This window comes from Vreelandella zhaodongensis (assembly GCF_013415115.1).
In the GTDB taxonomy this organism is placed as follows: domain Bacteria; phylum Pseudomonadota; class Gammaproteobacteria; order Pseudomonadales; family Halomonadaceae; genus Vreelandella; species Vreelandella zhaodongensis.
Genome location: NZ_JACCDD010000007.1, coordinates 223,496 through 238,955 on the forward strand (window position 1 = coordinate 223,496; position 15,460 = coordinate 238,955).

At 53.7% G+C, this 15,460-nt stretch carries 12 protein-coding genes; 5 read left to right on the forward strand and 7 right to left on the reverse strand.

Features of this window, described 5'->3' with window-relative positions:
* Nucleotides 1-105 precede the first annotated feature (105 nt).
* Nucleotides 106-996, forward strand: a complete 891-nt coding sequence (locus HZS79_RS13765) for a LysR family transcriptional regulator (protein ID WP_179928143.1) — start codon at nucleotides 106-108, stop codon at nucleotides 994-996.
* A 66-nt stretch (nucleotides 997-1,062) separates the two neighbouring features.
* On the opposite strand, the gene HZS79_RS13770 is transcribed toward HZS79_RS13765, so the two are convergent.
* Nucleotides 1,063-1,794: a lysophospholipid acyltransferase family protein gene (locus HZS79_RS13770; RefSeq protein WP_179928144.1), complete on the reverse strand. Its 732-nt coding sequence runs from the start codon at nucleotides 1,792-1,794 to the stop codon at nucleotides 1,063-1,065.
* Nucleotides 1,791-2,681, reverse strand: a complete 891-nt coding sequence (locus HZS79_RS13775; RefSeq protein ID WP_162217925.1) for a sugar nucleotide-binding protein — start codon at nucleotides 2,679-2,681, stop codon at nucleotides 1,791-1,793. The genes HZS79_RS13770 and HZS79_RS13775 overlap by 4 nt, the downstream gene beginning before the upstream one ends.
* 274 nt (nucleotides 2,682-2,955) lie before the next feature.
* Between HZS79_RS13775 and HZS79_RS13780 the strand changes: the two genes are divergently transcribed.
* Complete coding sequence (locus HZS79_RS13780; protein WP_162217926.1) at nucleotides 2,956-3,339, forward strand: DUF4168 domain-containing protein; 384 nt, start codon at nucleotides 2,956-2,958, stop codon at nucleotides 3,337-3,339.
* Nucleotides 3,340-3,463: 124 nt separating this feature from the next.
* Here HZS79_RS13780 and HZS79_RS13785 read toward each other — a convergent pair whose 3' ends face one another.
* Together HZS79_RS13785 and HZS79_RS13790 are read right to left on the reverse strand one after the other, a co-directional pair.
* On the reverse strand, nucleotides 3,464-4,105 hold the full coding sequence (locus HZS79_RS13785) for a single-stranded DNA-binding protein (protein WP_162217927.1): 642 nt from the start codon (nucleotides 4,103-4,105) through the stop codon (nucleotides 3,464-3,466).
* A gap of 118 nt (nucleotides 4,106-4,223) precedes the next feature.
* The gene (locus HZS79_RS13790) at nucleotides 4,224-5,603 is read right to left on the reverse strand and encodes an MFS transporter (protein ID WP_162217973.1); all 1,380 of its coding nucleotides are present in this window, start codon (nucleotides 5,601-5,603) and stop codon (nucleotides 4,224-4,226) included.
* Nucleotides 5,604-5,774: 171 nt separating this feature from the next.
* Between HZS79_RS13790 and uvrA the strand changes: the two genes are divergently transcribed.
* Together uvrA and HZS79_RS13800 are read left to right on the forward strand one after the other, a co-directional pair.
* Nucleotides 5,775-8,624 carry an excinuclease ABC subunit UvrA gene (gene uvrA, locus HZS79_RS13795; protein WP_179928145.1) on the forward strand — a complete coding sequence of 950 codons (2,850 nt, stop codon included), beginning with the start codon at nucleotides 5,775-5,777 and terminating at the stop codon, nucleotides 8,622-8,624.
* A gap of 186 nt (nucleotides 8,625-8,810) precedes the next feature.
* Nucleotides 8,811-9,551, forward strand: a complete 741-nt coding sequence (locus HZS79_RS13800; protein ID WP_179928146.1) for a helix-turn-helix domain-containing protein — start codon at nucleotides 8,811-8,813, stop codon at nucleotides 9,549-9,551.
* A 127-nt stretch (nucleotides 9,552-9,678) separates the two neighbouring features.
* Here the strand turns inward: HZS79_RS13800 and HZS79_RS13805 are convergent, their stop codons facing one another.
* Nucleotides 9,679-10,473, reverse strand: a complete 795-nt coding sequence (locus tag HZS79_RS13805) for a ribonucleoside-diphosphate reductase (protein ID WP_179928147.1) — start codon at nucleotides 10,471-10,473, stop codon at nucleotides 9,679-9,681.
* A gap of 59 nt (nucleotides 10,474-10,532) precedes the next feature.
* Nucleotides 10,533-12,644 (reverse strand): adenosylcobalamin-dependent ribonucleoside-diphosphate reductase, encoded by a 2,112-nt coding sequence (locus HZS79_RS13810; protein ID WP_162217931.1) that lies wholly within the window; start codon nucleotides 12,642-12,644, stop codon nucleotides 10,533-10,535.
* A gap of 207 nt (nucleotides 12,645-12,851) precedes the next feature.
* Between HZS79_RS13810 and HZS79_RS13815 the strand changes: the two genes are divergently transcribed.
* Nucleotides 12,852-13,403, forward strand: coding sequence for an invasion associated locus B family protein (locus HZS79_RS13815; protein WP_179928148.1), 552 nt, complete (start codon nucleotides 12,852-12,854; stop codon nucleotides 13,401-13,403).
* A gap of 14 nt (nucleotides 13,404-13,417) precedes the next feature.
* Here the strand turns inward: HZS79_RS13815 and HZS79_RS13820 are convergent, their stop codons facing one another.
* A complete protein-coding gene (locus HZS79_RS13820; RefSeq protein WP_179928149.1) occupies nucleotides 13,418-15,460 on the reverse strand; it encodes a diguanylate cyclase in 2,043 nt (680 codons plus the stop codon).

Below are 15,460 nucleotides of genomic sequence, written 5' to 3' on the forward strand. Positions count from 1 at the left end.
GAGAGTATGTTTTATGGATTGCAATAGGAAAAATATATGTATTAGATAGCAGTCATACCGAAATGATATGTGCAGATTTGCTTTTTAAGTCATCAAGGAGCCGCTATGGAATTCCGCCAGTTACGCTACTTTATCGCGGTTGTGGAATCCGGCTCGTTATCGGCGGCAAGCCAGCGCGTACATGTTGCCCAACCAGCCTTAACGCGACAGATTCGCCTGCTGGAGGAGAACCTAGCAACGCAGCTCTTCAACCGCCATGCGCGTGGCATGCGGCTAACAGTGGCAGGCCAGGTGCTTTATGAAGAGGCTCTGGAGCTCCTCGATCGGCGCGAAAAACTCAAAGCACGCCTCTCAGCCATTGGCCAAGGGGCCATCGGAAAGGTCAGCCTTGGGGTAACGATGATGCACCTGTGGCTCCCCCAGGTCGCCGCGCTCTTGGGAGATTATCGCAAACGATTTCCACGGGTTACTTTCGAAATATCTCCCTTACTTTCTGGGTCTCAACTCGAGTGGTTACGGCAGGGGCGCCTAGACGCTGGTATCCTCTATCTAGGCGAGACAACCAATCCAGGCCTCGGTACCCAGCTGATCCATCTCGATCACTTAGTACTAGCAGTGCCAGAGGGATCTGGCTGGGCTGACAATCCACCCCAGTGTCTAGCGGAATTAGAGGAAGAAGACTTTATTCGTGGCTTTCGCAGTGCATCCCCCATCTACTACGACTACATCCAAGAGCATTTCCAACGACTCGGTTTTAACCCACGGGTAGTGCAGTATGGCGCTGACAACATTACTATCCTAAGTATGGTGGCGGCCGGTTTGGGCAGCGCCATACTGCCCAGTGATGCCTGCCATCACCCGTTGCCAGGTATCCGCGTGCTGACGTTACCTGAACTCGATGTATGTGATATGCCACTTTGGTTTGCTTGGCGCAAAGAAAGCGACTCCCCAGCGCTGCATAATTTGATTGAGCTGGTCATCAACTGGTCGAAGTAAAAGAAGGCTACTCAGGCTCTATTGGGGCTTCAATGCGGTCGCCTATCCTGCGCACAGCACCATCTTTCAGTTCGCTCGACGAGGCACCTCTGAAATCTCTTGCAGCTGCCCTTCAATCCAGGCTTCTACATCCACCAGCACTTCGTCTGGGGTGCGGCCTGCGGTTTCAATAGGCGCACCAATGCGCACCCGCAGCACGCCAGGGCGCTTTACCCAGTGACGCCCAGGCCAGCGCTCACCGGCATTATGCGCCACTGGCAGTACCGGCACGCCTGCTCGGCAGGCCACCACGCTACCACTCTTGTTATAGCGCTTACGAATGCCCGGGTCGACACGGGTTCCCTCTGGAAAAATAAGCACTGACAGCCCAGTACCCAAGCGCGCAACGCCTTGCGTCAACACCTGCTTCATAGCACGGGCGGGTTTTGAGCGATCCAGACTGATGGGCCGCAACAAGCGCAACCCCCAGCCAAAAACCGGAATATGTAATAGTTCCTGCTTTAACACCGTACAAACCGGCGGTTTCATCACCTGCAGAAACACCGTTTCCCACTCGCACTGGTGGTTCGCCTGGATCACACAGGGGCCAGAAGGGATGTTTTCCTGACCTTGAATGTCGTACTGCACACCGCAGGCTACCTTAAACCACATCATCAAAAAGTAGTTGTACAGGTTCAACAACCGATAGCGGGCAGCCAATGGTAAGAACGGCGCAATTGGTAAAAACAATATGCCAATTAACAGCATGGCAGTAAAATAACCCGCGTAAAAAACCAAGCTGCGAACCAGATTGATCAAGCCAACTCTCCTGTCCCTTCACCTTGCTGTTGATCACGGGCCAAACACCACGCATCTAACATACGCCCCACCTCAAGCCGCCACGGTTTTTGATGTACACCAAACACATCAAGCACGCGGCGGCAATTTAATACCCGACGCAGCTTGGCATCATGGTGGTGATTCAGTGCCTGTACATCGCCAAGCACCACGTCTTCACCGCGCCCCTCTAAATGCGTCGCCAACTGCGTGCGCACCATGGAGGTAAATGTAAAGGCACTGACGGGCTCGGTCCCCGCCAAATGATAGGCGCCCCACGCATCGGCGCCACAGACCTGCTGCTGCAACATGCCAATTAAGGCCATTGCAACAGCATCAGCTGATGTCGGGCAAAAAATCACGTCTTCGGCCGCACGTGCTGGCTGCCCTATCATCAAACTATCAATGATCTCATTTAGCCATGCATGGCTGCCTTCAAGCGCGAACAAAGGACCCAACCGAACAATCAAGTGCCGGTCATATTCCGCGCGAATACGATCCCCCGTTTGCACCAAGCGCCGAAGACTCTCATCTCTTGGAGCAGGGACTACGTGCTCATCAATCGGTATCTCAAACCCATCTTCGTAAAGCTGATCCGAAACACACCACACCAATGCAATACCTTGGGCCTGGCAAGCATCCATGCAGATATCGACTGCATCGGCATGTGCCGTTACGTCGGCAGGCGCCATGCTCAGCGGATGCGCCAACGGAGGGATAATCACCGCATCAGGTGTTATCGCCTCGAGCTGAGCTGACGTAACTGTACTACCTTGTTCGATAACAAGTTCAGTATCAGTCCGACGACTGGCTTCTTGGGCTAATGCCAAACTCAAACAGTGCCCTGCATCTAGTATCAGCAACTTCACGAAGGCTTCTCTCCTCTGGCGTGTCGTCGCCACGCTTACGATTTTCGATCGTCTACAGCTAACCATTCTAAACGTTAACGGACGAATCGGCACATGCCGTGTAGAAGACAATGAGCGTTATTGCGCAAATATATTGCCCCTCGCATCGGTATAACCCAACCCAAAATCACTCGTTAACACTTGATCATATTTCATGGTGAACGGAAGGTTTTTATCACCGTCACAGGGGGGCGCACATATTAAGCGACTTTAAAATCTACTATTGGAGTAATCGATGAAAACGAAGACCACTATTGTTGCCGCTATGTTACTAAGCCTTGGCCTTCTGGCGTCGGTCAGTGCTAACGCCCAGCAAGAGGGTGCCGCAAATGCAGCAACACAAGCTGCCGCTCCACCTATCGAAGTTTCTAATCAGCAGCTTCAGCAATTCGCCAACGCATCAGAAGAAGTCGTCTCGTTATCACAAGAATACACCCAACAGCTTCACACCACTGAAGACGAAACCGCTCAGCAGGCTATTCAAGAAGAAGCCAATGAAAAAATGATTGATGCTGTTGAAGATAACGGTCTGGATGTAGATACATTCAACGCTATCGGCCAAGCCATTCAGACAAACCCTGAATTAATGCAGCGTGTGCAGGAAATGACTGGCTCCTAAACCGTTGCAGTACTCAAGTGACCAAGAAGTGGTGCATAATGCACCACTTCTTGGTATCACGGCTCAACAGCACTACCTCAAATAACGTTTTTAGTTATCACCCGCCCAATTTCAAAGATGCTGATTAGAACGGGATCTCGTCATCAAAATCATCGAAGTTGCCAGGATCTGGCGCTCCGTAGTTACTGTTTTGATTAGCGGGGGCTGGCTGGTTTTGCTGTGGCCCACGAGCAGGCTGAGGCGCGCCGCCATAGTTACTTTGAGGCGCCCCCCCTTGGGGAGGATAACCACCCTGCTGAGGCATACCGCTACCCTGATGGCTCTGAGGGGCGGGCTGCTGTGGCGCTGGTTGCTGGCCTGGGGCACCTTGCGCAGGGTTGTTTTGCGCGTAACCACCTTGGGGAGCACCGCCACCCTGGAAGTCGCCGCCACGGCTATCTAACATTTGCATATCATTAGCAACAATTTCTGTGCTGTAACGATCCTGACCATTTTGGTCTTGCCACTTACGGGTTTGTAAACGTCCTTCAATGTAAACCTTAGAGCCCTTTTTCAAGTACTGCTGGGCAATCTCGGCGGTTTTATTGAACAGCACAATGCGGTGCCATTCGGTGCGCTCTTGGCGCTGCCCGCTCTGACGATCCATCCAGGTGTCAGATGTCGCCAGGTTCAAGTTGGCTACCGCCGTTCCCGAGGGCGTAAACCGTACTTCAGGGTCTTGGCCAAGATTGCCAATCAAAATAACTTTGTTAATACCGCGCGCCATAGCTCGCTCCTTTCAATAATCGGTCATATAACAGTACCAGTGACACTCAGGGTATCACTGATACGATGGCTGGGGGGCTGAACGCCACGCAGCTAATAGGTAGTAAGGCTGATGCATATTAGGGCTTAGGTGGTGAAATCAATCTAGACAATGCTGCCTGGTCGAGCTCTTTGCGATTTACTTTTAAATACACCAAGCGCTCTTCTGGCACGACCATGACGTCCTCTACGCCAACCACATCGGCAAGATGCTCCATCAACAGCTCTAATGCATCGGGCTGAGTATCGTGAAGTGCCACGACTTCACTCGAAAGCTGCGGTGGTGATGGCATGCGCCACATCGCCATCCACCACAACAACGCCAGCACCGCACAGCCGATAAACACCGCATTGAGCCCCCAAACACTGGCCAACAGACCACCCAGCGTTCCTCCCAAAAATGCGCCTAAGAACTGGCTGGTCGAGTAAACTCCCATCGCAGTGCCTTTGGCACCCGCGGGGGCTAACTTACTGAGCATTGATGGCAGCGTGGCTTCGAGCAAGTTAAATCCTGTAAAAAAAACAAATAGCCACATGAACAGCCAATTACCTTGGGACAGCGGCAGCCCAAGACCACTGAGGCTCACTGCAATAGCACCAATCGCCAGCAGGCACATTAATTTCATGCGCTGGCGCTTCTCCGCCACGATGACTAACGGCACCATGGCGATAAACGACAGTGCCATAATGGCCAGATAGGCAAGCCCGTGATACTCGATAGCAACCCCAGCATTTAATAGCCGGAACGGGACGGCAACAAAGATCGCCATTAGCACCAAGTGCAAAACAAAAATCGATAGGTCTAGCCGCCATAAATCCGGGCGTGTAATCACGCGTTTGAACTGCTGGCGATCCATACCTACATCGCGATGGCGCAAGCGGCGTGGCGCGGGCGGCACCCAGCGCCACAGCACGACAAGGCCAACCAGCGTTAATAACGCGGTGAACCAAAAAACGCCCGCCAGCCCTGCCCAGGCTGCCAGCCAGGGGCCGACCACCATGGCAATCGCAAACGACACACCAATGGATAGCCCAATCGTGGCCATCGCTACCGTGCGTACCTGCTCACGGGTTTGATCTGCTAAGAGTGCCATAATCGCCGCGGCGACCGCCCCACTGCCCTGTAATGCGCGTCCCAGAATTACGCCACCGATCGAGTCCGCCATCGCAGCAACCACACTGCCTAAGGCAAAGATCAGCAAGCCCATGGCAATCACTCGCTTACGGCCAATTCGATCCGACAGCATGCCAAATGGTATCTGCAGTGTTGCCTGAGTCAGCCCATAAATGCCAAGTGCGACGCCAATCAACAGTGGAGTGGAGCCATGTAAGGTGTCGGCATAAAGTGCCAACACCGGCAGCACCATAAACAAACCGAGCATACGTGACGCATAAAGCCCGGCTAAGCCGCTGATTGCACGGCGTTCAGTGGCCAGCAGCAGTGCGGAAACCTTGCGCATAATACCCTTGTGTACAAAGAGATGGGCCGAACAGCCCGAGAGAACCGAACATTCTAGCGCTTTGTCACCACGCTGGAAACGCCAAGTATTGGCGTATCGCTGCATGGAGCTTTGCCGTTAGGGGTACAAGAAACGTATAATTACACTTTTGCCACGCGATTCGAGGTGTTGATGGACAGCATTCTGGTCAGGGGTGCCCGCACCCACAACCTCAAGCAGATCGATGTGGAGCTGCCTCGCGACAAACTTATCGTGATTACCGGCCTTTCTGGCTCGGGCAAATCGTCGCTGGCGTTTGATACGCTCTACGCCGAGGGGCAGCGCCGCTATGTGGAGTCGCTTTCCACCTATGCGCGCCAGTTCCTTTCGATGATGGAAAAGCCCGATGTGGATCACATCGAGGGGCTTTCGCCTGCGATCTCTATTGAGCAGAAATCGACTTCCCACAACCCTCGCTCTACCGTCGGCACAATTACCGAGATTTACGATTATCTACGCCTACTGTTCGCACGCGCAGGCACGCCGCGTTGCCCAGAGCACGGTGAAGAACTGGAAGCGCAAACCATTTCCCAGATGGTCGACCAAGTCATGAACTTGGCCGAAGGCACCAAGTTAATGCTGCTAGCGCCGGTGGTGAAAGGCCGCAAAGGGGAACATCTTCAGCTATTGGCAGAGCTACGGGCACAAGGCTTCGTCAGGGTTCAGATTGATGGCCAGGTGCTAGAGCTTGACGATATTGCACCGCTGGATAAACGTAAAAAGCACGATATTAGCGTCGTGGTTGACCGCTTTAAGGTGCGTGACGATATCGCCCAGCGGTTGGCAGAGTCATTTGAAACTGCGATCAACCTCGCCGACGGTACGGCGATGATCCACTTTATGGACGGCGAGCAGGAAGACCTTGTTTTTTCTGCCCGCTTTGCCTGTCCGGTATGCGGCTATTCGCTCTCTGAGCTTGAGCCGCGGATGTTTTCGTTCAACAACCCAGCCGGCGCCTGCCCCACCTGTGACGGCTTGGGCGTTCAACAGTATTTTGATCCAGAAAAGCTGATTAGCCACCCTGAGTTATCGCTAGCGGAAGGCGTCATTAAAGGCTGGGATCGGCGCAACATTTATTACTTCACCCAACTGCAGGCGCTCGCCAAGCATTATCAGTTTGAGCTTGAAACGCCGTGGAATGAGCTTGCCAGCCATGAGCGTGAAATTATTTTAAACGGTAGTGGCAGCGAACAGATTCCCTTTGTGTATGTGGGTGACCGTGGCCGCAAGGTGACGCGCGAACACGCCTTTGAAGGCGTACTACCCAACATGCAACGTCGCTATCGTGAAACTGAATCCAACATGGTGCGTGACGATCTGGCTAAGTATATCGCCGTACAGCCCTGTGCCACCTGTGGCGGCTCACGGCTACGCAAAGAGTCACGCCATGTGTTTGTCGATGACCATAACATTGCCGATATTGTGCATTTGCCTATCGGTGAAGCGTGGCGCTACTTTGCTGAGCTCTCCCTGCCGGGCCGCAAAGGCGAAATTGCCGATAAGATCGTTAACGAAATTCATGCCCGTCTAGAGTTTCTGGTCAATGTGGGGTTGGACTATTTAAACCTTGAACGCAGCGCTGACACACTCTCAGGCGGTGAAGCCCAGCGTATTCGCCTCGCCAGCCAAATCGGCGCTGGGCTAGTGGGGGTCATGTATATTCTTGACGAGCCCTCTATCGGCCTTCACCAGCGGGATAATGACCGGCTGCTGAAAACCTTGGAGCGCCTGCGGGATTTAGGCAATACGGTCATCGTCGTCGAACATGACGAAGACGCAATTCGCGCGGCGGACCATGTTCTGGATATCGGCCCAGGTGCAGGGGTCCATGGCGGTGAAATCGTCGCTCAGGGCACGCCCCAGGACGTGATGGATAACCCCAATTCGCTGACCGGCCAATACTTATCGGGAACACGGGAAATCGCCGTCCCTCCCTATCGAATTCCAGGGAACCCTGAAAAACAGCTGGTGTTGCGAGGAGCCACCGGCAACAATCTGCAAGACGTCACACTGACGCTGCCGCTGGGGCTGTTTATCGCGGTCACAGGTGTGTCAGGTTCAGGGAAATCAACGCTGATTAACGGCACCCTGATGCCCATCGCCGCCCGTGAGTTAAATCGCGCCACCACGCTCACTCCGGCACCTTATCAACACATAGAAGGCCTTGACCTGCTCGATAAAGTGATCGATATCGACCAGAGCCCCATTGGCCGTACGCCGCGCTCCAACCCCGCCACCTATACCGGCATCTTCACACCGATTCGTGAGTTATTCGCCGGCACTCAGGAAGCGCGTTCGCGGGGCTACAAACCCGGCCGCTTCAGTTTTAACGTTAAAGGGGGACGCTGCGAAGCGTGCCAGGGCGAAGGCATGATCAAGGTAGAGATGCACTTCCTGCCGGATATTTATGTGCCCTGCGATGTGTGTAAAGGCAAGCGCTACAACCGCGAAACACTCGATATCCACTATAAAGGCAAAACGATCCACGAAGTGCTGGCCATGACCGTAGAGGACGCACTGGAATTCTTCAGCCCAGTACCCGCCATTGCCCGTCGTTTGCAAACCCTGCTGGACGTGGGCCTCTCCTATATTCGCCTGGGCCAGAGTGCCACCACGCTTTCAGGTGGAGAGGCGCAACGGGTCAAACTGGCCCGCGAGCTGGCCAAGCGTGATACCGGAAAAACGCTTTATATCCTGGATGAGCCCACCACTGGCCTACATTTTGAAGATATCCGTCAGCTACTCACAGTACTGCACCGCCTGCGTGACCACGGTAATACCATTGTGGTGATTGAGCACAACCTGGATGTCATCAAAACCGCTGACTGGATTATCGATCTCGGCCCGGAAGGTGGCTCTGGCGGCGGGCAGATTATTGCCGAAGGCACTCCTGAACACATTACCAAGCAGAGCGTGTCCCATACCGGTCACTTCCTGGCACCATTGTTAAAACGCGGTAATCGTGCCAAAAGAACCGCCTAGAGCCACTCCCAGGGTGGGGTTTACCCACCCTGGGAAATAGCTGCGATACGCCTCCCCCACCCAAGGACGGCAAGAAAGAAGAAAAGACCAAGCAACATAGGTCGGCTCTGTTTATATTGATTAACGTTTATATTAATCAACAACGCGGCCTGTTAATCGTTGCTAACCTTTTAGGAGAAGGAAGCTGTGGATCAGGATAAAAGCTGCATTATTAGCCACTTCAGTCACTACTGCTCGCTAACCGAAGAAGAAAAAGCGCTATTAAACGAGTTGGAAGAGAGCCCTACTGATATCAAAGCAGGGGCACTACTGTGGGCAGTTGACGCACCCGCGAATGAGTTTTGCACCTTGCGCAGTGGCTGGGCTTACTCCTACCGACATCTAGAAAACGGCGACCGGCAAATTCTGGAAGTGTTTTTGCCTGGCGATATTATCGGTTTGCGGGAGTTTGCATTCTCCAAGCGGTTGGAAAACGTACGCATGATTACAGACGGCGTGGTCTGCCATTTCCCCCATAAGCGCATGCTAGAGCTGTTTCGCCAGTCACTGACACTTACCTCGGTGATGTTTGCTATTGGCAGTCGCCAACAAGCCCTGTTAACCGAACGGCTGGTTAACTTAGCGCGGCGTAGCGCTAGACAAAAAATGTCCCATTTTCTTCATGAGATGTACTTACGCTTACGCCAAACCAACCATGACATCAGCGGCCAGTTCCGCCTGCCACTTTCTCAAGAACAGTTAGCCGATATTCTAGGCTTAAGCCCTGTTCATGTGAGCCGAACCTTTAGTGCATTGAGTGAAGATGGCTTAGTCTTCCGTGATCGCCATCACGTCACTATTCCCGATTTAAAGGCTTTAGCCACTGAAGGTGAATTCGACGACTGCTACCTAACCGATAACGTTAGGCCGCTGCTTATTAGCGCCTGAGCCTTAGCGTCTGAATCAACGGCAGGTTTTTTGCTCTTAAAACTTTTTGTTCTCAAAACAAGCAACGCCGCGTGGCTCTCTAGACCACGCGGCGTTGTTCGTTAGCGTTTTAGTGGGTTTATCTGGCTTAGCCGCACTTAGACCAGCCGCAGCCTGCATAGCAGGTGGGGCAGCCATCCATCATGATGAGCTCACCGCGACATTCAGGACAGTTGCCCACGGTTGCCGGGCCACTGCCTTCAGGCTTTTTTGCGGTGTTTTCTTGCTCAGTGGCTCCGCCAATCGGCTCAACAGCGCCAGCCACTGGGCTAGTGTCTGGCTCGTCGACCGGTGGTTGCCAAGCATGGCCATGCTGCATGCGGTGCGCATAGCGCTCTACCAGCATTTCTACCGGTACTTGGTTGCCATCCTGGTCCAAGAAACCACGCCGATAGAGAATTTGCTGGATCGACCAGGCTATCGCCGCCACTTCAGAATCGTGGAACATTGGCTTGTTCCAGCGATTCATACCACAGCGCACTAACCCTTTATCCCAAGCGACTTTGCGCAGGTCAGCCACCGCTTGGGTGACATAGCCCCCACGCGCTGCCAGGGAAAGGCTACGCATGGTAGCCGTAATCCACTGATGCTCGCTGGAGAGCTGTCCTGACGGAAAAAAGAACTCAACCGGTCGCTCAATAACCACACGCCGACCACCGACTACGCCTTCCACGGGCATAAAAGAGACCAGCAGATAGACTTTTTTGCGACCTTCCGCACCAACGTATGAGATCTTTTCGGATACCGCTTCTAGCGTTCCTTCTGGGCGTGAGGGAATCCTGACCGTCAGCGGGTCTTCTTCCGGAAGTTCAGGGGCAGGCGCTGCCTGCTCCTGTTGCTTGATACGGTAACCAACGATTTTTGAGGTAATTTCTACAGCCATGGTGTTCTCCACTTAGCAAAAGGTGTCGGGCGATGTTCTTAGCAAGGCGTAGCCCGCCCTTACCATTTGCCGTAGGTGCCCTCTTTTAAGGCATCAAACAGGTTGGCGGCGTTATGCTCTTCACCGTCGTAAACCACCGTTTCATCGCCGGTCAGCTCTAAGGTTTCGCCATTTTCCAGCTCAAACACGTAGGTGGTGTTTTTCAAATCATCTTCACGTACCAGTACGCCCTGGAACGCCTCTGGATTGAAGCGGAACGTGGTGCAGCCTTTCAGGCGGCTCTCATAGGCTTGTAGGTAAAGATCCTGAAATTTCTCGAACGGGAACTCCGTCGGCACGTTGACTGTTTTGGAGATTGCCGAGTCGATCCACTGCTGCGCGGCAGCCTGCACGGCCACATGCTGTTCAGGCGTCACCGAGTCTGCGGTAATAAAGTAGTCGGGCAAATCGCTTTCCACCGCATCGGCGGCAATAAAGTGACGATAAGCGGCTAACTCGAACGAGACAACCTCAACTTGCTCTTTGGTTTTCTTGCCCGATTGAATGATATTGCGGAAATAACGATGCGAGAACGATGGTTCAATGCCGTTAGACGCATTATTACCCATCGACAGCGAAATCGTACCGGTGGGCGCAATAGAGCTATGGTGGGTGAAGCGTGCGCCATGCTCTGCCAGTTGTGTGACCAGCTCAGGGTCTAACTCGGCAACTTTCGCCATGTACTGGCTGTAGCGGGCATGCAGAATACGTCCAGGCACTTTATCGCCCACTTCATAGCCATCGGCGGCTAGCTGGGGGCGCTCGCGCATCATCTTAGGCGTAATCGTGTGCTCTTGCTCAAGCACAGGCGCCATGCCTTTCTCTTTAGACAGTTCTAGCGCTTGCTTCCAGCCTTCCAGGGCGAGGTGACGGCTTACCTCCTCGGTGAAGGCCAGCGACGCTTGGGAGCCATAGGGAATTTTAAGCATGGTCAGCGTTGAACCCAGTCCCAAAAAGCCCATGCCATGGCGGCGCTTGGCTTCAATCTCACGCTGCTGCTGAGGTAGTGGCAGGCCAGCAATTTCCACGACGTTATCCAACATACGTGTGAAGATTGCCACAACCTTGCGATAGCGTTCCCAATCAAAGCGCGGCTTATCGCTGAACGGCTCGATGACAAACTGAGTCAGGTTGACCGATCCCAGCAGACAGGCACCTTCAGGCGGCAGCGGCTGCTCACCACACGGGTTGGTCGCGCGGATATCTTCGCAGAACCAGTTATTGTTCATGCGATTGACCTGATCAATCAGAATAAACCCAGGTTCGGCGTAGTCGTAAGTCGAGGACATAATAGTGTCCCACAGCTCACGGGCTTTAATCACTTCAACCACACGGCAGGCTACGCGACCTTCGTTATCTACCGTATAGCCCTCTTCCATGACAGGCCAGTCGCGGTAAATCAAATCGCCCGCTTTTACATCGTCTTTTTCACCAGGGTGCAATGGAAACGCCAGCGGCCAATCAGCGTTATGCTTCACTGCTTCCATAAATTCATCGGTAATCAACAGGCTAAGGTTGAACTGGCGAAGACGACCGGCCTCCCGCTTAGCTTGGATAAACTCGCGAACATCCGGATGGCCAACATCGAAGGTGCCCATCTGGGCGCCTCGACGGCCACCGGCAGATGCTACGGTAAAGCACATCTTGTCGTAGATATCCATAAACGCCAGCGGCCCATTGGTGCCCGCGCCAGCACCAAACACAAACGCGCCCTTATGGCGCAGCGTCGAAAAATCGTAGCCAATACCCGCACCCGATTTCAGCGTCATGCCAGCATCAACGACTGAGTCGAGAATATCGCGCATAGAGTCGCGGATAGTGCGGGACACTGTGCAGTTAATCAGACTAACCGCAGGCTTATACGCTTCAGCACCCGCGTTGGAAAGGATTCGTCCAGCGGGGATAGCGCCGTTTTCCATGGCCCAGCGGAATTTAGGCAGCCATTCCTTCGCTTTGTCGCCTTCGACCGCCGCCAGCGCTCGCGCGACACGTTCAAAGGTAGCACCCACATCCTGATCAACAGGTTGGCTATGGCGATCTTTTAACCGATATTTAGCATCCCAGATATCTTTTGAAGGAACCTGTAGTGGGACGTCATTCGAGGTCTGCATAGCCTTTGTTGCGGTGCTCATGTCGCGAAACTCCTTCACAACGGGGTGAATATAGCGCTCAAAACGCTGCGATTATACGTCCTGCGGATATGAAGTATAGACTTGACTTCACACTATATGCGGCCTTTTTATTGTTAAAGACTACTACATATAGGAAAATCAGCGCGTTACCCTTTTGCTTATCTTCAACAAGCGATAGGCTATTAATTTTCTTGCGCGGTGTCTTTTATGCCTAACGTAAAGCGTTTATCTTTAGCGGCCTTCAGTGCCGCACTGTTCAGCACTGCGTTGCCTGGCCTGGCGGCCACGTTCAATGTTGATGCGACACAGCCCCATGACCACTGGCAGTCGATGACGCTGTCGCTGGGGGATGAACGGCATTTTCGCGCCGTGGAAACCCACAGTTATTCCGATGCCACGCTAAGCCTTAACGCGACTCAGGGTGTTTGCGACTTGCCCTGGCTGGAAATGCGAGTAACGCTAAGAGAACAGCAAGGCGAAAGTCGCGCGGTTAACTTAGTCCCCACCAGGATTCGGGTAGATGACACGCCTATTATCGACACCATGGCCGAATTCATTACCGAGCGTGGCGATGACGGGTTTTATGCACACTTCTATCTGAACGACCTGCCGACGTTAATGGATCAAATGAGCCAGGGTGAGCAGCTGTTTCTCGGTTTTGACCAACAGGATAATGACCCTTGGTATATGACCTTTAGTCTTGCAGGTGCAGATGAGGCAATCGCGCGCATGCAACGCTTGTGCCTCGCAGAGTCATAAAGCGCTGTATCGCTTCACGGTGCGCTTTTCGCGGCGATTTCAACGCGATTTCGCCCGTTACGCTTAGCTTGATACATCGCCGTGTCCGCCCGCGCTATGAGGGTTTTACAGCTGTCACCGTGTTGCCATACGGCCACGCCGATGCTGACGGTCATCGGCTGATCCAGACCATTAACATAAAGTGTGGCCACTAGGCTGCGTAAGCGCTCAGCAAGCCCCTCTGCGGCTTCCATGTTGGAGTGAGTTGCCAACACCACAAACTCTTCACCGCCCCAGCGCCCTAAGTGATCACAGCCACGCAGCGAGTTCTCCACTAAGCGCGCTAGAGAGACCAATACGTCATCGCCCACACTGTGACCGAGGGTGTCATTAATTTGTTTAAAGTGGTCGACATCAAAGAGTAACAGCGCGAAAGCAGCTCCGTATCGCTGCGCTGCCACCAGCTGTGCATCGATGGCCTGCTCGATACGATAACGGTTCCACACCTGGGTAAGCGGGTCGAAATGCGCCAGCTGTTCTAACCGCTGATTGGCGTCTGCCAGCGCTTTACGCTCGCGCTCAAGGTGCATATTAAGCGTGCTGATTTCGTAAGCAGAAATCGCCAGCGTTAAATCTTCCCCTAAGTCCATCGCCGCTAAACGCTCAACTCGCTGCCATGCTTCACTCTTGCCGGTAACTTCCTCACACCACGCGGCAGAAGGCGATAACATCAAGGGGTGTAGGGGTGATGAAGACGGCTGCATCGCCCAGTAGAGCGTTTCTACTTGCTCAGGGCGAAAAAATATCAGCCAACTGCGCTGAGTCGGACTCGTCGGCAGCGGGATTGCCAGCACACCACTGTGCTCTAACATGCCCAAAGAAGAGGTTAACGGCTCTTTGGTGGTCTCCTGGGTACACCATGGTCCGCTATGGATATGTGCCTTTTCAATCCGTGTGACGAACTGGCTGATCGCCTCTGGCTTAGGCGTATTGCCTGATTGGTACACGCTTCCTTTCACCCACAGCGCAACGCCATGGGCGCGAAAGAGCGATTGCCATGTATCGGCATGTTGAGTAAACAGCTGGTAGGGGTTCTGTGGTTTTAAGCGATTATTGCTTGAAAGCACAAGACTGTCTTGCACACGTTGCAAGTAGCGTGCTTCTTGGCGGGCTCTCAGCAGCAACAGCCTCTGTGTCGCCATTTGCACCAAGGTTCGCACCGCATCACGCACGGGTGGCGTCACAGGATGAGCTGTCGCCGAGTGGCAGTATAATAGCCCCCAGAGACCGGCATCTCCCTGCATGGCTACGCTTAACGCACCACGCACACCAAGGCGCTGCAAATACAGCTGCCTTTCAGGGGCCGGCGCGCGCAAAAAGCAGGCGCTCACATCGACTGCCACATCCCTTGGCTGTAAGTCCTCACAAGTTGCCGCAACATCTTGGATAAGCCGCACCGGATGGCGTTCGTAGGCACGCCGCAGCGCAATCGGAAAGTCCTTGGCGGGAAAGCGCTGCCCTAGCAAGGCGGGTAAGCGACCTAATGGCAACTCACCGCTCGGCTTAACACTGCTAGCAGAGAGCGATTCGGCTACGATCAAGCCATGCCAATCACTATCGAAATGGCAAACAGACACGCGGTCATGGCCGGTTAACTCTTGTACTGCCATCACAAGATAATCAAGCAACTCTTCTTGATGAGTCGCTTCCGCTAAACGCATCAGGCGCTCGTTTACCGTGCCGAGCAGACGCTGCTTACCTAAGGTGTTGAGTGGCTCTATCTCAACCAGCACATGTGCGCCTGCTCGGTAGGCATGTAGCTGAAAGCGATTGGAGCGGGTTGGGCATTTAAAGGTGAGCGGGCCCGGCAGCCGCTGCTGCCCCTGCAGCTCGTAGCGTACGCGCTGGCTTAAGCGCTTCCCCAGAACGCTAGATAGCATTGGGAAGCGCCCCTCCTCGGGGGCGCTCACGCCCAGCATTACCGCGACATTGCTACTGATCGCTTGTATGCGTCGACTGTCTGCATCGAGTACCAGTAATGCACCGAACGACTGTAGTAGCGAGTGATGCTTCGACAC